Source organism: Mycobacterium sp. (genome assembly GCF_036490025.1).
Taxonomy (GTDB): domain Bacteria; phylum Actinomycetota; class Actinomycetes; order Mycobacteriales; family Mycobacteriaceae; genus Mycobacterium.
On sequence record NZ_DASXEP010000041.1, the window covers coordinates 11,978 to 30,896 of the forward strand.

The 18,919-nt window shown below is 65.6% G+C and carries 5 protein-coding genes; 4 read left to right on the forward strand and 1 reads right to left on the reverse strand.

What is annotated here, in order from left to right; genetic code table 11:
• On the reverse strand, positions 1-11,121 hold the full coding sequence (locus VGG53_RS04825) for a type I polyketide synthase (RefSeq protein ID WP_331516851.1): 11,121 nt from the start codon (positions 11,119-11,121) through the stop codon (positions 1-3).
• A 288-nt stretch (positions 11,122-11,409) separates the two neighbouring features.
• On the opposite strand from VGG53_RS04825, the gene VGG53_RS04830 reads away from it, so the two are divergent.
• The 4 genes from VGG53_RS04830 (at position 11,410) to VGG53_RS04845 (ending at position 18,908) form a co-directional block, all read left to right on the forward strand.
• Positions 11,410-12,831 (forward strand): condensation domain-containing protein, encoded by a 1,422-nt coding sequence (locus tag VGG53_RS04830; protein WP_331516852.1) that lies wholly within the window; start codon positions 11,410-11,412, stop codon positions 12,829-12,831.
• A 93-nt stretch (positions 12,832-12,924) separates the two neighbouring features.
• Positions 12,925-15,924, forward strand: a complete 3,000-nt coding sequence (locus VGG53_RS04835; RefSeq protein WP_331516853.1) for an RND family transporter — start codon at positions 12,925-12,927, stop codon at positions 15,922-15,924.
• Between the two features lie 58 nt (positions 15,925-15,982).
• Positions 15,983-17,116, forward strand: coding sequence for an acyltransferase PE (pe, locus tag VGG53_RS04840; RefSeq protein WP_331516854.1), 1,134 nt, complete (start codon positions 15,983-15,985; stop codon positions 17,114-17,116).
• A gap of 55 nt (positions 17,117-17,171) precedes the next feature.
• Positions 17,172-18,908 (forward strand): AMP-binding protein, encoded by a 1,737-nt coding sequence (locus tag VGG53_RS04845; protein WP_331516855.1) that lies wholly within the window; start codon positions 17,172-17,174, stop codon positions 18,906-18,908.
• The last annotated feature ends 11 nt before the right edge of the window (positions 18,909-18,919 follow it).

An 18,919-nucleotide genomic window follows, 5' to 3' on the forward strand; every position in this document is an offset into this window, starting at 1 on the left:
TCAACTCGACTCCCGCGCCGGCTCCGGCTCCGGCTCCGACGCGACCGTCTCCGAGTGCGCCCCATTGGATCCCGGCTCGGCGGCTGACTCCGATTTCGCCTCGGACGCGCCATTCGATTCCGGGCTCGCCTCGGGTGCTGCAGCGGAATCCGCCTCGCCCGAGTCCGACTCCGCGTCGGGCAGCTGAGCCGCCAGGTATTCGCCCAGCCCGCCGATCGTCGGGTAGTCGAACACGGCGGTCGCATTGATAGTGAACTTGCCACCGAACTGGCTGTGCAACCGGTTTCGGAGTTCGACTGCCATCAGTGAGTCGGTACCCAGGTCGAGGAATCGACTGGTAGCCGCCGGCGGTTGCGCGAGCCGCAGGAAGTGCTGCACTTCGCGCTGCAGGAATTCGGTGATGAACCCGGCTCGCTGCGCTACCGGTATCTCCTGTAGTTGCTTGAGCAACTCGCTGTCGCCGATGACCTCACCGGCCGCACTCGGCAGCACGAGATCGAGAATCGGTGGACGCGAACTGCCCAGCACCTTCGCTGCACGCTGCCAGTTGGCCTTGAGGACGGTAGCCTGGCCGGTCCCGTTGGCGACGACCTCGGCGAGCGCACCGAGGGCGGCCGAGGGCTCCAGCGGAACAAGGCCCTGCGCACCGATATTGGCGCGCGCGGCGTCCGAAGACGCCATACCGCCCTGACCCCAGGGACCGAAGTTGACCCCGGTCGCCGGAAGGCCGTGCGCCTTGCGGTCCGCGACCAAACCATCGAGCAACGCATTGGCCGTCGAGTAGTTGGCCTGGCCAGGCGAACCGAGCAAGCTGGACACCGAGGAGGAAACGATGAAGAAGTCGAGCTTGTCGTTTCTGGTCAACCGGTCTAGATAGGACGCACCGAATGCCTTGGCCGCCAGTGTCGTCCGGAACCGATCCAGGTCCTGCTGACCCAGCAGCGCGTCGTCGAGCACACCCGCAAAATGTGCCACCCCGGCCAGCGGTGGCAACTCCGTGCGGATCCGATCCAGCAGTTCCGCGACTTGCGCCTCGTCGCCGACATCGGCCGCAAACGTGTGAATGCGGCAACGGCAGCGCTCGGTGATGTCGTCGATTACCTGCTGCGTCTCCGCATCGGGTTCGCGTCGACTGGTCAGCACGATGTCACCGGCGCCGAGTTGCGCCAGATACGACGCCGTGTGCAGACCGATCGCACCGAGACCACCGGTGATCAGGTAGCTGCGATCGCCGCGCGGCTGCAGCGGAGTCGGCATCTGGCACACGATCTTTCCGATGTGCCGCGCCTGCTGCATGCGGCGGAACGCCGTCCTGGCCTCCGTCAGCGGGTAGATCTCGGCGGGCAGTGGCGTCCACTCCCCCTTGGCCAGCCCTTCCGACACCTCGGTGAGCAAGGTACGAATGCGCTCGGGTTCGGTGAACATCACCGTGTCCAACGCGACGATCTCGTAGGCGATGTCGGGTCGGACCTCGGCCATCTGCTCGGGAGTCCAGATGTCGCGCTTGGCGATCTCGGCGAAACGGCCGTTCTTGGCGGTGGCCCGCACGGTCGCCTCGACGAACCCTTCGCTGGTCAGGGAGTTGAGTACTACGTCTACACCCGAGCCGCCGGTATCCTCTAATATCTGGTCGGCGAAATCGGTTGTGCGCGAATCGTACACATGCTTCACGCCGAGCTTGCGCAGCGTCGCCCGCTTGAAGGTGCTCGCCGTCGCGTACACCTCTGCACCGTGTTGTTGCGCCATCTGGATGGCGGCCAATCCGACACCACCACTGGCGGCGTGGATGAGCACCTTGTCGCCCGGATTCAGCTTCGCCCAGTCGAACGAGAGCCGAACGGTGAGCGCCGCGGCCGGAATGGTCGCCGCGCCAACGGCGCTCACCCCGTCCGGGATCGGCGCCACGAACTGGGCCGGCGCGTTGAACCGGCTGGCGAAAGCACCCTGCATGGAGCCGTAGACCCGCTGACCGACCTCCAGTCCGGTCACGCCCTCGCCCAATTGCGTGACGGTGCCGGCGAAGTCGCCACCGACCGGCCCCGGGTCACCGGGGTACAGGCCCAACACGTTGAGCACATCGCGGAAGTTCAGGCCGGCGGCCTCAACCCGTACCTGCACGTATCCCTCGTCGGGCGGCGGCACTTCCTTCTCGGTCAGGCGCAGGTTGTCGATCGCGCCGCGCTCGGTGGGAAGCAGGGCGTAATCGTCGGCCCGCGGGACTGTGAGGTTGCCGCTGCGCGCCCACGGCAATAGCCGGGACGTCAGGAACTTCCCCTGGCGCAGTGCGAGTTCCGGCTCGTCGGTCGGTGTGCCGAGCAAGCCGGCCAACGAGCGCGCCGCCCCGTCTGCCCCGTCGATGTCGATCAGACGGCAGCGCAGGCCCGGTTCCTCGTTGACGATGGTGCGCCCGAGTCCCCACAGCGCAGCCTGCACGGGATCGACCGGCTCGCCGGATTCGGTCGCCACAGCTCGTTCGGTGATGATCCACAGTCCACCGGGAAGTTTCACCGACTCGTTGGCCTGGAGCGTGTGCACGGCGCTGAGCAGGCCGGCGATTTCGGCCTCCAGCCGCGCGGCAGATTCGGCGCTCGACTCTTCTGCACTCGGTCCGGTGCTACGCCAGACGATGCCGGAGATCGGCACGCCGCGCTTTTGCGCCTGCACCAGCAGCTCCCCCAACAGCTCCGGATCCGTGGTCCGGTCAAAAGAGATGCAGCCCGGCAGGTCGGCCGCCAGATCGTCGAATCCGGCGATCAGCCAGGTGCCGCTGACATTTCCAGCCTCATCGGCCGGCGGCGGCACCTCGTGCCAGCCGAGGGTGTACAGCAGCCGAGTGGCGTCGCCGCCAAGCCCGCGCAGCAACGCCTCTCGGGGCGCCCGCTTGACGGTGAACTCGCGAATCCCGCCCAGCAGGCGGCCATCCCGGTCGACGAAATCGAGGTCAAAGACCTGAGTTTCGTTGTTGAGTTCATTGGTGTGCCAGCGCGCGCGGCAGTAGAACCGTCGCGGCATCTTCTCCCGCAGCATCACTTGGCCGTACCGCAACGGCAAGAACAGATCGCTGACTCCCTGTTCGGCCGCAAGCAGTGCCGGGAACGCCGGGAAGGCGACACCGGTGCACAGGTCCATCAGGACCGGATGCATCGGCTCGGTTCCGAGATGTTCTGCGAGTTCTTCGCCGACGGTGATATCGCCGACAGCTTCACCCTCGCCGAGCCACAGCGACTTCAGCGAACCGGACCAGTTCGGGCCCCACGCCAGCTCCATGTCGGCGAAGGTCTCGAACAACTCCTGCGGACGCATGCGCTCCAGCCGCTCGATCGCCGCGTCGACGGGCTCATCGGGTGCCGGCTGGTCGTCGACACCGGTGACGACGGTGCCGTCGGCGTTCAACGACCACTCCGCGTCACTGACACCGTATGGGCGGCTGTGCACCTTGAAGGTGAAGTCGCCATCCTCTTCGATCGGATGCAACGTCAGCTGCACCTCGCGAGAACTCTTCTCCGGCAGGATGATCGGCTCGTAAAAGAAGACATCCTTGACCCGCGCCGGCGGACCGACGGCGGCAAGGGCCATCGCCGCATACGTCGCACCGGGGACCACGACGGTGCCATAGATGACGTGATCCGACAGCCACGGCTGCGATTTGACCGACAGCCTGCTGGTGTACACGCAGTCACCAGAGGCGAGATCCTTTGCGCTACCCAGCAATCCAGACATCGCGGGACCGTCGATGGTGATAGACGACGTCTTCGGCCAGAAGCGACGGCGCTGGAACGGATACGTAGGCAGCTCGAGCCTACGGCCGTGTTGGTGATGCAGCGCACCGAATTCGGGCCGGTGGCCGCTGACATACGCCGTGGCCAGCGCGTCGGCGATCTGGCGACGGTCGCCGACGCCCTTGCGCAGGGAAACGATCGCACGCGGCGCGGCCAAATGCTCCGGCCAGACCTGCACCGCGGCGCCGGTCAGAACGGGTTGCGGACCGATCTCCATCAGCACCGAGCAGCCGAGCGCCGCAACGGTGCGCACGCTTTCGGCGAACTGCACCGGCTGGCGGGAATGCCGCCGCCAATACTGGGCGTCCAGTGGGGTTTCCGTCGTGAGGATGGCGCCGGTGCGGTTGCAGACCAGCGGCAACGTCGGCACAGCGAACTCGAACTGCGCTGCGTAAGACTCGAATTCGCCGAGCACCGGGTCCAGCAGCTCCGAATGGAACGCGTGGCTGGTTTCCAGCCACGTGCAGCGGACCCCGTCGTTGCCGAACTTGGCGACGACCTGCTCCAGGTCCTCTGCCGGGCCCGACAGCACTGTGTTGGGGCCGTTGTACGCGCCGACCGACACCCGGGAGAATTCGCCGGCGACCTGCTCGACCTGCTTGGGGTCGGCGAATACCGCCACCATCCGTCCGCCCTCGGGCAGGCTGCCGAACAGCCGTCCACGCTCGGCCATCAGCCGCGCGCCGTCCTCGAGGCTGAACACTCCGGCCAGGCAGGCCGCCGCGTACTGGCCGACACTGTGCCCCAGCACCACATCTGGCTCGATGCCCCAGGACTGCCACAACCGGGCCAGGCCCATCTCGATGGCAAACAGCGCGGGCTGTGCAAATGAGGTGTGCTTCAGTGTTTCTCCGGCCTGACCACCGGTCTCGCGGTCGGTGGCGAATACCACCTCGAGCAGCGGGCGCGGCAGTATCTCGCTGACCGCGTCCGCGCAACGCTTCACTGTTTCTGCGAAAACTGGCTCAGCATCGAATAATTCGCGTGCCATGCCCGGATACTGACTGCCCTGTCCGGTGAACAGCCAGGCCGTCGTCGGCCGGTCAGTGCACTCGCCACGTACCACGCCGGGCCGTAGCCGATTCTCGGCCAGCTCGGTCAGGCCCTCGCCGGCGCCCTGCACCGAATCCACCACCAGCGCGGCCCGGTGTTCGAAATGCGAGCGACCGACCCCGGCGGTGTAGCACACCTCGGCGATGTCGGCCTCTGGGTGGTCGCTCAACCAGGACCCATACCGCTGGGCCAACTCCACCAGCGCCTCCGATGAGCGCGCCGACAGCGCCAGCACATGCACCGACTCTTCGTGACCGTCCGACTCCGGTGTCGCCGCGACGTCGTCTGCCGGATGTTCGTCGGCGGTGACCGGTTGTTGTGTGGGCGCCTCCTCGATCAACACGTGGGCGTTGGTGCCGGTGAAGCCGAAAGAACTCACACCGGCGCGCCGCGGCCTGTCGCTGGCTTCCCACGGAGTCGACTTGTCCACCACCTGCACCGGCAACGAGCCCCACGGGATGTGCGGGGACGGGTTGTCGAAGTGCAGGCTCTGCGGCAGTACTCCGTGCTGCAGCGACAACACGACCTTGATCAGACCGGCGGCCCCGGAGGCCGACTCGGCATGACCAATGTTGGTCTTCACCGATCCCATCAGCAGCGGGCGGTCCGCATCACGGGCGGTGCCGTAAACCGCCCCGGCCGCCTGCACCTCGATCGGGTCACCCAGCGGGGTGCCTGTCCCATGCGCCTCGAGGTAGTCGACATCTCCGCCGGCCAGACCCGCACGGGCCAGCGCCGTAGCGATAAGCCGTTGCTGTGCACCACCATTGGGCACGGTCAAACCGCTGGACGCGCCGTCCTGGTTGACGGCACTGCCCGGGATCACAGCGGCAACCCGGTCGCCGTCGCGCACCGCATCGCTGAGCCTCTTGAGCACCAGAATCCCGCAGCCTTCACTGCGCACGTAGCCGTCGGCCGACGCGTCGAAAGTCTTGCAGCGCCCGACCGGCGACAGCATCCTGGCGCGTGAGGCGGCGACAAAGGTCACCGGACTCAGCAGGACGTTCACGCCGCCGGCCAGCGCCAGATCGCAGTCACCGGAGTGCAATGCCTGGCAGGCCTGATGGACGGCCACCAGCGACGAGCTGCACGCGGTATCGACCGCCACTGCCGGCCCTTCGAGCCCGAGCGCGAAGGCAACCCGACCGGAAATCGCGTTGAGCGCATTGCCGGTGATGAAGTAGGGCTCGATTTTGTCGATCGGCTCGGCGGACAGCAGATGCGCATATTCGTTGGCGGCCACCCCGGCGAAGATGCCAGTTCGGCTGCCGCGCAATGCGGACGGCGCGTACCCGGCCCTTTCGAGGCCTTCCCACACCGTTTCGAGTATCAGCCGCTGCTGCGGCTCGATCCAGACGGCCTCACGCGGAGAGATACCGAAGAATTCCGGATCGAATCCGTCGATTCCGTCCAGAAATCCACCAAAGCGCGTGTAGGTCTTGCCCGCCGTATCCGGATCCGCGTCGTAGAACTCGTCGATGTCGAATCGGTCCTCCGGAATTTCCCGGATCGCATCGACACCGCCAGACAAGAGGTCCCAGAAAGCTTCCGGATTGGGTGCGCCGGGGAACCGGCACGACACCGCGACGATCGCGATCGGCTCGTCGGTGCGCGTCGTCACTGCTGTTGCCAGCGAAGGCCCGGACTTGGCCGCCTGCTCACTGAGCTCGAGCACATCGCCGAGCAGGTAATCCACCACGTCGGACAACCGTGGGTGATCCATCGCCAGCGTCGCCGGGATCTCCTTGCCGACTCCTTGCTCGATGCGGCGCCGCAATTCGACGGCCATCAGCGAATCCATGCCGAGATCGAAGAATCCCGCATCTTCGCGGATCTCTGCGGCGTCGACCCGGGTCACCTCGGCCACCGCGTCACGCAGGTAGTCCGCCATGAGTTTGCGGCGCTGCTGCACCGGGGCGTTGGTGAGCCGCTCGACAAGCTGAGTCTTGCCCGACAACGTGGTCACCGGCACCGCGTTGGGCACCTCGCGTTCCAGCTCGGACAGGAATGACCGCCGCCCCGCTTGCTGGTAGAGCGGCAGGAAGCGGGCCCAGTCGATCCGGGCCACTATTCCTTGTGCGCAGCCGGCCGCTGCACCCTGCGCAGAAGCCGCCATCAGGTCGGCCATACCCGCCAGCGCGTCGGTAGGTGACAGCGTGCGGACTCCGCGCTTGGCCAGTTTCGCGCGAGACTCCTCATCCGCCATGCCCGCGGCCCAGGGGCCGAAGTTGACGCTGACCCCGGCCACGCCCTGCCCGCGCAGCCGCCAGGCCAGCCCGTCGAGGAAGGCGTTGGCCGCGCCGTAGGCGGTCTGGCCGTATCCGCCCCATACCGAGGCGATCGACGACGTGCTGAGGAAGAAGTCCAGCTGCAAATCCACGGCTGCTTCGCTCAAATGCCAAGCACCCCAGACCTTTCCGGCGAACACACGATCGACTTCGGCGTCGTCGAGGTTGCTCAGTGGCGTGGTGCCGATTTCGCCTGCGGCATGAACGATGCCGGCCAGCGGCGGCAGTTCGGCCTTGACGGTGGCCAACAACCGCGCGACGTCGTGCGCATCGGCGACATCGGCCGCGACGACCCGGATGTCGCTGCCATGCTGCTCGCGTAAGGCATCGATGCGCAGTTGCGCGGCATCACTGGGCGAGCGCCGGCTGGTCAGCACGAGATGCTTGGCGCCTTGCGCGGCAAGGAATCCGGCGATTTCCAGTCCGATCGACCCCAGTCCACCGGTTACCAAGTACGTGGCGTCATCACGCAACGCCAGCGGCGTTGCGCTCGGCGCCCCGACCCGTCGAAGCAACCGGGGCACATAGACCGTTTGATCACGCAACGCGAATTGGTCTTCGCCGGCCGGTGCGGCCGCGAGCCGGGTGATGAACCGCGACCATTCGTCAGCAGTACCGTCAGCCAGATCGGCCAGCCCACCCCATAGTTGCGGATACTCGAGCGAGGCGGCACGACCGAATCCCCACAGGCAGGTCTGATCCGGCGACACGACGTCCGCGTCGGTAATCCGTTGTGCGCCACGGGTTACCAGCCAGATCGGCAGGCGAAGTTCGGCCGCAGCCGCGGCGCGGAAGAGTCGCTTTGTTCCGCCCAGGACTTGGTGCTGCATCCGCAGCAACGACCGCATCGACGGCGCGGTGTCGGAATCGAGGGCCGCGACATGCACGATGCGCAGGTTCGGTTGGTCTGTCGCCGCGGCGCGCAGCGCCACCGCGAGCTGTTCCTCGTCCGCGTCGGAGGCCGGCAACCCGAGGAGCTGATGCTGCTGGCCCTGCGCCGTCAGCGCTTCGGTCAACGACTGGATCGCCTCGCTGTCATCGCCGATGAGCAGCCAGATAGGCGTCTCGCCGGGATCCGTATCGGAGGCCGTGGTAGTGGACTTCTCCCAACGGATCTCGTAGCGGTCGTCCGCGATGGCTTGCGTCTTGCGTTGTTGGTTGTGTTGTGCGGCAAGCTTTGTCAGCACTTGCAGGGTCTGACCGTCGCCGCTGGCTCCACCGAGTAGGCCGGCAAGTTCCTCGATCCGGCCGTCCTCGAGAAGACGCATGGCCTGGGTACGCGCACCACCCATGTGTGACTGCTGGTTGGGCAGCTCTCGCTTGTCCCGGTACCAGTACTGGCGGTGCTGGAACGGGTAGGTCGGCAGGTCGAGCTTTCGCGGGTGTCCCTGCAGGACCGCGCCGAAGTCGGGCAGATGCCCTAGCGCGTACGCGTCGGCAAGGGCTTCGGTGATCTGCCGGTGATCGGCGGTGTTCTTGCGCAGTGATGCGATGGCCCGCGGCGTGGTGGCCGGGTCGGGCCACGCCCGCAGAGCTGCGGCGGTGAGCACCGGTTGCGGCCCGATTTCCAGCAGCACCTTGCAACCCAGGTCGGAGAGCGTCTGCACGTTCTTGGCGAATTCCACCGGTTGCCGCGCATGGCGGCGCCAGTAGTTGCCATCCAGTTTGACACTTCTGCCGATCGCGACGCCGGTCCGGTTGCACACCAGAATCCGTTGTGGCGACGCGTATTTGATTCGATCCGCATACGCCTCGAACTCGTCGAGGATCGGGTCCAGCAGCGACGAGTGGAATGCGTGGCTGGTCTCCAGCCAATCACAGCGGACGCCGTCGGCTTGCAACCTGGCTACTACCGGCTCCAGATCCTTTGCCGGCCCGGACAATACGGTGTTGGCACCGTTGTAGGCGGCAACGGACAGGCTCGGGAATTCGTCGACGAAGCCCTCGACGCGCTCGGCGCCGGCGAAGACCGCGACCATCCGGCCACCCGCGGGCAAACTGCCGAAAAGACGGCCGCGCTCGGCCATCAGCCGGGCGCCGTCCTCGAGGCTGAATACGCCCGCGACGCAAGCGGCCGAATACTGGCCGACGCTGTGACCCAGCACCACGTCGGGGTCGAAGCCCCAGGACTGCCAGAGCCGGGCCAAGCCCATCTCCACCGCGAACAACGCCGGCTGGGCGTAGGAGGTCTGCCGCAACGTTTCTTCGCTGTCCGGACTGTCGGTATCGAAAATGACGTCCAGTAACGGCTTTTCGAGGACATCGGCGACCGCGGCCGCGCAGCGGTTCAACGTCTCGGCGAACACCGGCTCGGTGTCGAACAGCTCCCGTGCCATGCCGGGATACTGGCTGCCCTGACCGGTGAACAGCCACGCGGTCTTGGGCGTGTCATCGGACACTCCGCGCACCAGACCGGGCGCCGGGCGGTCGTCGGCGAGTGCGCCCAGCAACTCGCTGGCGGACTCGATCGAATTGACCACCAGCGCGGCCCGGTGCTCGAAGTGTGCCCGCCCGACCCCGGCGGTCAGGCACACGTCGGCCAAGGTGGCCTCCGGGTGCGCGCCGATCCAGCTGCGGTACTGGTCGGCGATGTGAACCAGCGCCTCGGGCGTGCGCGCCGATATCGGCAGGATGCTGAACCGGCGGTGGTCGGCCGGCTCCGGTGCCGCGGCGACTGCTTGAGCTGGTGCTTCCTCGAGGATGACGTGGGCGTTGGTCCCGGCGAACCCGAACGAGCTGATCCCCGCGATACGCGGCCGCCCGTTGGGTTCCCACGGGGTGGCCTCCTGGACAACCCGCAACGGCAGCCGGTCCCACGGAATGTGCGGCGACGGGTTGGTGAAGTGCAGGTGCGGCGGCAGCAACTCGTTCTCGAGCGACAGGATGACCTTGATGACGCCCGCGATGCCCGCGGCTGCTTCCAGGTGCCCGATGTTCGTCTTTGCCGAGCCGATCAACAGCGGCTCGCCGGCCTCGCGGCCCGCGCCGAGGGCCGCACCGGCGGCCTGAGCCTCGATCGGGTCACCCAGCGATGTCCCGGTGCCATGCGCCTCGAGGTAGTCGACGTCGGCGGGTGCCAGACCGGCGCGCTTCAGCGCATCGGCGATAACCCGTTGCTGGGCGATACCATTGGGCACCGTCAAACCACCCGACGCGCCGTCTTGGTTGATTGCGCTGCCGCGGATCACGGCCCGGATCCGATCGCCGTCGCGGACCGCGTCCTCGAGCCGCTTGATGACGATGACACCGCAACCCTCGCCGCGCACGTAACCGTCCGCGGCGGCGTCGAACGTCTTGCATCGCCCGTCCGGAGCCAGCATGTGCGCATGGGAGAAGGTGATCATGGTCGCCGGGGTGAGCATGGCGTTCGCGCCGCCGGCCAGCGCGAGGTCACACTCGCCCAGTTGCAGCGCCTGACATGCCTGGTGAATCGCCACCAGCGACGAGCTGCACGCCGTGTCGACGGCGACCGCGGGGCCCTGCAGCCCCAACCGGTAGCTGATCCGGCCCGCTGCGGCGGCGTTCGACGTCCCGATCGCCATATAGGCTTCGATCTCGGGGAAAGTCAGCTCGCCCGATGCCATTCCCAGGTAGTCATGGGTCGCCAGACCGACAAAGACACCGGTGTTGGTGTCCGCCAGAGCCGTTGGAGCGGTGCCGGAATGCTCCACCGCCAGCCACGCCGTCTCGAGCAACAGCCGATGCTGCGGGTCCAACAGTCTGGCCTCGCGCGTCGATATGCCGAAGAACGGCGCATCGAACCCCGTCACGTCATCGACGAAGCCTGCCCGACGGGTCGCAACCTTGCCGGGCGCGTCGGGGTCCGCGTCGAAGAACTCGTCGACATCCCACCGGTCACCCGGTATCTCCGACACCGCGTCGCGGCCTTCGCGGAGTAAATCCCAGAACTCGGCCGCATCCGCGGCACCCGGAAAGCGCGCCGCGTAGCCGACGATCGCAAAACTCGATGTTGGCTGCTGCTGGCCTTCGACAGATGCCATGCGGGTCCTCTCGACTTTTGGGGGACTGTGAAAGATTCGGTTGCCGCGTTCGGCCCGGGTGCGCAACAGAATTGCTGCCGGGGGCAAGTATTGCAAATAGCGTGCCGGCGGCGATGGCGGATATCCGGCACCGTACACCCCCAGGTACGGCTATCGAGGCCCTTTCACGCCGGATGGTTCGATGTCAGACGCCGGCGATACTGGGCGACAGTGTCTGCCGAGCGGGCTATCTTGGGTCTCGCTGCAAGCAGCGGCTGCACGGGAGCCGTAAAAATCAGGAGGACGCAGTTGCGCATCGGGAAGATCACCGTCGGTTCGCTCAAGGAATGGGTGCTGGCTCCAGGCTCAGTCACCTCTTGGCACCCGACGCCCGTGGCTGCAGAGAAGGCCCGGCACGCGCCGGCCAGTTCGGTGCCGGTCAGTTACATGCAGGGCCAGCATCTGCGAAATTACAGCGACCGGACCGCCGCGGGGCTGAACTTCTCCCGCCAAATCATCGCCAGCTGTGACGCGTCGGGCGAGTGTGATATCGCCGCGATGGATGTCGCCCTCAACGCCTACCTGCGTCGGCACGATACGTTCCGGAGTTGGTTCGAGCACACCAGTGATGACCAGTTCGTCCGGCACACCATCACCGACCCGGCCGACATCGAATTCGAGCCGATCAATCACGGCACCATGACCGAGGACGAAATTCGCGCTCACGTCGTGGGTATACCGAACCCGTTGGAGTGGGGCTGCTTCACCTTCGGGATCGTCCAACGCGAGGGCCACTTCACCTTCTTTGTCGCTATGGACCACGTGCACGGCGACGCGACGTTGATCGGCACCACGATGATGGAAGCCAACGGCATGTATGCCGCGTTGAGCAGCGGCGGTGAGCCACTACAGCTTCCCGATGCCGGCAGCTACGCCGATTTTTGTGTCCGCGAGCGCGAGTTCACCTCGACGCTGACCGTGGATTCGCCCGGGGTGAACGCCTGGATCGACTATGCGGAGAACAACAACGGCAGTTTCCCCGAGTTCCCGCTCCCACTGGGTAATCCGTCGGAATCGACCAGCAGCGACATGGCCTCCGAGCTCCTGCTGGACCCGGCGCAGACCGAACGATTCGAATCGGCCTGCAACGCCGCCGGCGCGCGCTTCGTCGGCGGCTTGTTCGCCTGCCTCGCACTGGTGGAGCACGAGTTCACCGGTGCTGTGACGTACTACGGACTTACGCCGAGGGATTCCCGCACCGGCGCGGACAATTTCATGACACAGGGGTGGTTCACCGGGTTGATCCCGATCACCGTGCCGATAGCCGCGGCCTCGTTCGCCGACGCGGCCTGGGCAGCGCAGTCTTCGTTCGATTCAGGTCTGGACATGGCGCGGGTGCCTTACTACCGGGTACTGGAATTGGCGCCGTGGTTGAAGTGGCCGCAACCGAACTTTCCGGTGTCGAACTTCCTGCACGGCGGAGCCGCGCCGCTCAACGCCATTCTCGCCGCCGCTGACCTGGGCCTTGCGGACAACGTCGGGATCTATCCCGACGGACGTTTCTCGTACCAGATGACGATCTACATCTTCCGGTACGGCGAAGGCACCGTCATGGCCATCATGCATCCCGATAATCCGGTCGCCCAGAAATCGGTGACCCGCTACATGGAGGCGATGCGATCGGTGTGCTCGCGGGTCGCCGACAGCGGGCACTGGGGTCGCGTCGCATAGCGTGAGCAGGCGGATGGCTAAAACGGTGGGTAATGCGTCGGCGAGCGTCGCCGACGGGCGCAGATGCGTGGGCCGAACGGGGGCGGGGGCGCTATGCGACGGCTAGCTGGCTTTGTGGTGCGATGGCCCTGGCTGGTGATAGGGCTCTGGATCGCGACCGCGGTGACCTTGACACTGACCTCCCCATCACTCAATGAGATGGCACAGAAGCATCCGCTCGCCATTTTGCCCAACGACGCGCCGTCCAGCGTCACCGCCCGAAAGATGACCGAGGCGTTTCACGAATCGGGCTCAGAAGACCTGCTGCTGGTCGTCCTGACCGATGACAAGGGGCTCAGCCCCGCCGATGAGGACACCTACCGCGCATTGGTCGACACGCTGCGGAACGACACCCGCAATGTGGTGATGTTGCAGGACTTCATCAGCACGCCGCCGCTGCGGTCGATTGTGACCAGCAAGGACAACAAAGCCTGGGTGCTGCCGGTCGGCGTCGCGGGCGAGCTGGGCACGCCACGGTCCTACCAGGCGTTCAAGCAGATCACCGACACCGTCAAACACACCGTGGCCGGATCGTCGCTCAAGGCGAATCTCACCGGTCCCGCCGGAACTGTCGCCGACCTCACGGTCGCCGGCGAACAGGATCGGATGCCGATCGAGCTGGCCATCGGCGTGCTGGTCCTGATTGTTTTGCTGATCGTCTACCGCAGCGCGATCACCATGGTGCTGCCGTTGATCACGATCGGGTTGTCGCTGGTGATCGCGCAGGCGGTGGTGGCCGGCTACTCCGCGTTGACGGGCTCGGGCGTCTCGAACCAGTCCATCGTCTTTCTCAGCGCGATCATGGCCGGGGCCGGCACGGACTACGCGGTCTTTCTCATCAGCCGCTATCACGATTACCTGCGGTCAGGCGCGGACTTCGATCAGGCGCTCAAGCGGGCGTTGATCTCGATCGGAAAAGTGATCACCGCCTCGGCCAGCACGGTCGGCATCACGTTCCTCGTCATCAGCTTCGCCCGGATGGGCGTGTTCAAAACGGTCGGCATCGCGTCGGCCATCGGGGTCGGGGTGGCATACCTGGCCGCGGTGACGTTGCTGCCGGCGATCCTCGTGCTCGCCGGGCCACGCGGCTGGGTCAAGCCGCGACGCGAGCTGACCGCGCGGTTCTGGCGGCGTTCGGGCATACGGATCGTGCGCCGGCCAAAAACACACCTGGTCGTCAGCCTGCTGGTGCTGGCCGGCCTGGCCAGCTGCGCCGCGCTGGTGCGCTACAACTACGACGACCGCAAGGCACTGCCGTCTTCTGCGCCGAGCTCGATCGGGTACACCGCCCTGGACCGCCACTTCCCGGTGAATCAGTCCATTCCGGAGTACATCCTCGTCGAATCGCCACGTGATCTGCGCACACCACAGGCGCTGGCGGACCTGGAACAAATGGCCGACCGGGTCAGCCAGCTGGCGAATGTCGCCGCCATCAGCGGCATCACCCGTCCGACCGGCAATGTGCCGGAGCAATTCCGGGCGACCTATCAGGCCGGCGCCATCGGGAGCTTTCTCGAAGGCGGGTCCACGCTGATCAACGACCACACCAACGACCTCAACCAGCTGTCCGAAGGGGCCGGCACACTGGCTAACCATCTCGACGACGTGCGCGGTCAAGTCAGCCAGCTCGCTGCCAGCGTGCAGGAGCTGCAGAACACCCTCTCGTCGACGAAAGACCAGTACAGCGGCGACACTCTGGTCCATCAGGTCGACATCACGGCCCGACTCATTGACCACGTCAACTCGCTCAGCAACAACATGGGCTGGAACTACACCGCCGCCAAGAACGTCTTCGACTGGATAAGCCCGGTGCTGACTTCGCTACGAGGCAACCCGATCTGCGATATGGACGAGTCGTGCAGCGCCACCCGCGGGGTGTTCGAGCAGCTGGTTGGCTCGCGCGATCAGGAAGACCTCGACGCAATCAATGACCTGTCCCATCAATTGGCGGACTACCCGGACAAACAGACCCTGAAAGCAACGACGGACCGGCTGCGCGCGGCGGTCGGGAAGCTCACCGACGTGCTGCGCTCCATGGGGATGGACCAGCCCGGCGGGATGCAGGCGAACCTGGACCAGTTGCAAGGTGACGCCGATCAGTTCGCCGGTGGCAGTCGGCAGATTTCTGAAGCGGTCAACCTCCTGGTCGACCAGGTCAAACAGTTGGGTGCCGGGCTCAGTGAGTCGGCGACGTTCCTGTTGTCACTCAAGCACGATGCGGCGCAACCGGCGATGGCCGGATTCAACATCCCGGCGCAGCTGCTGCACCTGGATGAGTTCCAGAAGGCCTCCAAGGTATTCATGTCAGCGGACGGCCATTGGGTCCGGTACCTGGTGCAAACGAAACTCAATCCGTTCAGCACCGATGCGATGGATCAGGTCAACGCAATCCTTGCCGCCGCCAAGGGAGCCCAGCCGAATACCGCGTTGTCGGACGCCAAGATATCGATGGCCGGATACACCGTCGGCCTGAAGGACACCCGCGACTACTACCAACACGACATCAGATTCATCATCGCGGTCACCCTCATCGTTGTGTTGCTGACCTTGATGGTGCTGCTGCGTGCGATTGTCGCCCCGTTGTACCTGGTTGCGTCCGTGGTGGTCTCGTATTTGTCGGCGGTGGGCATCGGCGCGGTGGCATTCCAATTCATCCTTGGTCAGCAACTGCATTGGAGCGTGCCGCCGCTGGCGTTCGTGGTGCTGGTGGCGGTGGGAGCGGACTACAACATGTTGCTGGTCTCGCGAATGCGCGACGAGTCCCCGCACAGCTTGCGTTACGGAATCATTCGCACCCTGAAATCGACCGGCGGCGTGATCACCGCGGCAGGCCTGATCTTCGCCGCCTCGATGGCCGGTCTGCTGTTCTCCAGCATCGGCACCGTGGTGCAAGGCGGTTTCGTGATCGGTGTGGGAATTTTGCTGGACACGTTCCTGGTGCGGACCATCACGGTTCCCGCGATCGCCGCGCTGGTCGGTCAGGCAAACTGGTGGCCATCCCGAGTGGGCAGGCGGCGGCGGGCAGCGGGCCGCGCCCAGCCTCAAGCGAGTTAGGGGATACGCCCTGATGTATGTGAAACTACGAGACATATCCAAGCGGTCAGGAGTAGGGATGAAGAAACTACTCGCAGGAGTTTCGGTGCTGGTAAGTGTCGGCGCCACAGGATTTTTCGGGCTCGGGACCGCTTCGGCCGACGACACCCCCATCACCGGGCCGCCAAGTCCCGGCGCACCGGGCGACCAGACCGCCTACGCCCTCGGAGGTGCACACGTCCTGGGCATTCCCTACGACCAGTACATCCGCATGGAGGGCGCCCAGTGGTTCCCCGGCCAGCAGCGACAGATAGTTCCCTACCCGGCGGGGCAAGTTCAGGGCCACGTGCTGGACCGGCTCTTCCCGGGCATCGGCAAGATCGACGAGCAGTTCCCCGGCCTAGGGGTGGACGGCCCCAGCGTGGGTGAGTCGGTCGATGTGGGAGTGGACAACCTCGTCGCGGCGATCCGCAAAACCGGTCGCCCCGGCACGGCAATCGGCTTGTCCGAGGGTGGGTTCGTGGTCGACGGCGCGCAGGCCCGGCTGGCGACTGACCCGAATGCTCCCCCGCCGAACACGCTGAACTTCGCCACATTCGGCGACCCGATCGGGCATCACGCCTTCGGTCAGAGTTTCCTGTCCGCCGCGTTCCCGGTCGGCAGCGTTGTCCCCGCACTCGACTACACCATGCCGCCGCCGTACGAGAGCCAGTACGACACCTATCGGTTCGTGGCTGCCTACGACTCGATCGCGGACTTCCCCGACCGGCCGGACAACCTGTTCGCTTTCGCCAACACGCTGATGGGCCTCGCCACCGGTCACACCGCGGTGGCCTTCACCAACGCAAGCATGGCGCCGCCGCAGAACATCAGAACGACGATCAACTCCAGGGGCGCGAAAGACACCACGATCATGGTCCCGCAAAAGCACCTTCCGCTGGTAATGCCGCTGAAGTACATCGGGATCGACGAAGGCACGCTGAACAAGCTCGACGCGATCCTGATCCCGCGGGTGAATCCGGCCTATTCACGTAACGACGACCCGGCGACCGCTCCGATTCAGGTGGACCCGGTCAACGGCTTCGACCCCGCCGAGGCCACCGCACCGGCCAACCAGGCGACATTCGGCGGCGGCGCCGACCCGTTCTCGCAGATCATCGCCGGTGCGATGTCCGTGTTGTCGCACGGCGCAGGAGAAGCGGGAAGCAGCTGACCACCGACTCCGATGCCGCCGACTCCACTATCAGTACGGACGTAATGTGACGCGTATGTCCCAATCCTCCATCCTGTCGATGCTGCATGGACGCGCCAGTCTGCGCCCGCATGACGTCGCGTTCACTTTCACCGATTACGAGAAAGACTGGGCCGGCATTCCCGAGAGCCTCACCTGGTCGCAGCTATCCCGCCGGACGATGAACGTGGCGCGCGAAATCCGCCTGCACGGGTCGGTGGGAGATCGGGCGGTAATCCTGGCGCCGCAGGGCATTGAATACATCCTGGCTTTCCTGGGAGCCATGCAGGCCGGGCTGATCGCGGTTCCACTGCCGCTGCCCCACCGCGGCTCGAGTTACGAGCGGGTCGGCGCCGTTTTTGCCGATACGTCACCCGCGGTTGTTCTCACGACATCTGCCGCGGCAGAAGACGTCGGCGATTACGTCGATCAATCACGGATGGACACCGCGCCAAAGATCGTCACGATCGATTCGTTGAATCTGGACGCCGAGGGCGGACCAAGCCTTCAGACAGCTGATTCACCCGGCATCGCGTATCTGCAGTACAGCTCCGGTTCGACGCGGCTGCCGACCGGGGTGATGATGTCGCACCGCAACCTCACGGTGAATTTCGAGCAGCTGATGCTCAGCTTCTTCGCGGACTCGAAAGTCCCATCCGATACCACGATTGTGTCGTGGTTGCCGTTTTACCACGACATGGGTTTGGTGCTGGGGGTCTGCGCGCCGATCTTGGGTGGCTATCACGCGGAGCTGACGAGTCCAGTCGGTTTCCTGGAGCGGCCGGCCAGATGGATGCGATCGCTGGCCGAGAATCCTCATGCGTGGTCGTCGGCGCCCAATTTCGCATTCGACTTGGCCGCCCGCAAAACAACCGAGAGCGACCTTGCCGGGCTCGACCTCGGCGGAGTCCTGGGCATCATCAGCGGCGCCGAGCGCGTCGAGCCTGCCACGATGCGCCGCTTCGTCGATCGCTTTGCGCACTTCAATTTCCGGGACGCCATGATGCGTCCGTCCTACGGCTTGGCGGAGGCGACCGTCTTCGTGGCGACCGGCACCTGGAGTGAATCCGCGTCGGAAGTTCACTTCGACGTCGGCGAGCTCGGCACGGGCCGTGTCGAGCGGTGTGCGCCCGGGAACGGTACCTCGCTGGTCAGATACGAAGTGCCGCAATCACCCAAGCTGCGAATCGTCGACAGCGAGACGCATCGCGAGTGCCCGTCGGACTCGATCGGCGAAATCTGGGTGCACGGCGAGAACATCGCCGAGGGCTACTGGCACAAACCGCCGGAAGAGCAGGGCTGCTTCCACGCCACGCTCTTCGACCCTTCGCCCGGCACCCCGGACGGGCCCTGGCTACGAACCGGCGACCTCGGTTTCATCCACGAGGGTGGCCTGTTCATCGTCGGCCGCATCAAGGATCTGCTGATCATCCGGGGGCGTAACCACTATCCCGAGGACATCGAGGCGACGGTCCAAGAGGTCACCCAGGGTCGGGTCGCGGCGATTTCGGTCCCGGTGGGCAGCACCGAGCAACTGGTCACCGTCATCGAGGTGAAGAAGAACCGGGGCGAGCCCAGCGAGGATGCGTTGCACCGGCTCAGCGGCGTCAAAAGCGACATCACGTCGGCGATTTCCAATGCGCACGGGCTGAATGTCGGTGACGTGGTTCTGGTGTCGGCCGGCTCGATTCCCACCACGACGAGCGGCAAGATCCGGCGCGCAGCCTGCGTCGAGCAGTACCGACAGGACCAATTCACACGGTTGGACGCCTAGCCCGGGCCGGT

Excerpts from the sequence above, each read along its gene's own strand:
- VGG53_RS04825 (WP_331516851.1), bottom strand. The coding sequence starts at position 11,121 with ATGGCATCTGTCGAAGGCCAGCAGCAGCCAACATCGAGTTTTGCGATC.
- VGG53_RS04835 (WP_331516853.1), top strand. The coding sequence starts at position 12,925 with ATGCGACGGCTAGCTGGCTTTGTGGTGCGATGGCCCTGGCTGGTGATA.
- VGG53_RS04845 (WP_331516855.1), top strand. The coding sequence starts at position 17,172 with ATGTCCCAATCCTCCATCCTGTCGATGCTGCATGGACGCGCCAGTCTG.
- pe (WP_331516854.1), top strand. The coding sequence starts at position 15,983 with ATGAAGAAACTACTCGCAGGAGTTTCGGTGCTGGTAAGTGTCGGCGCC.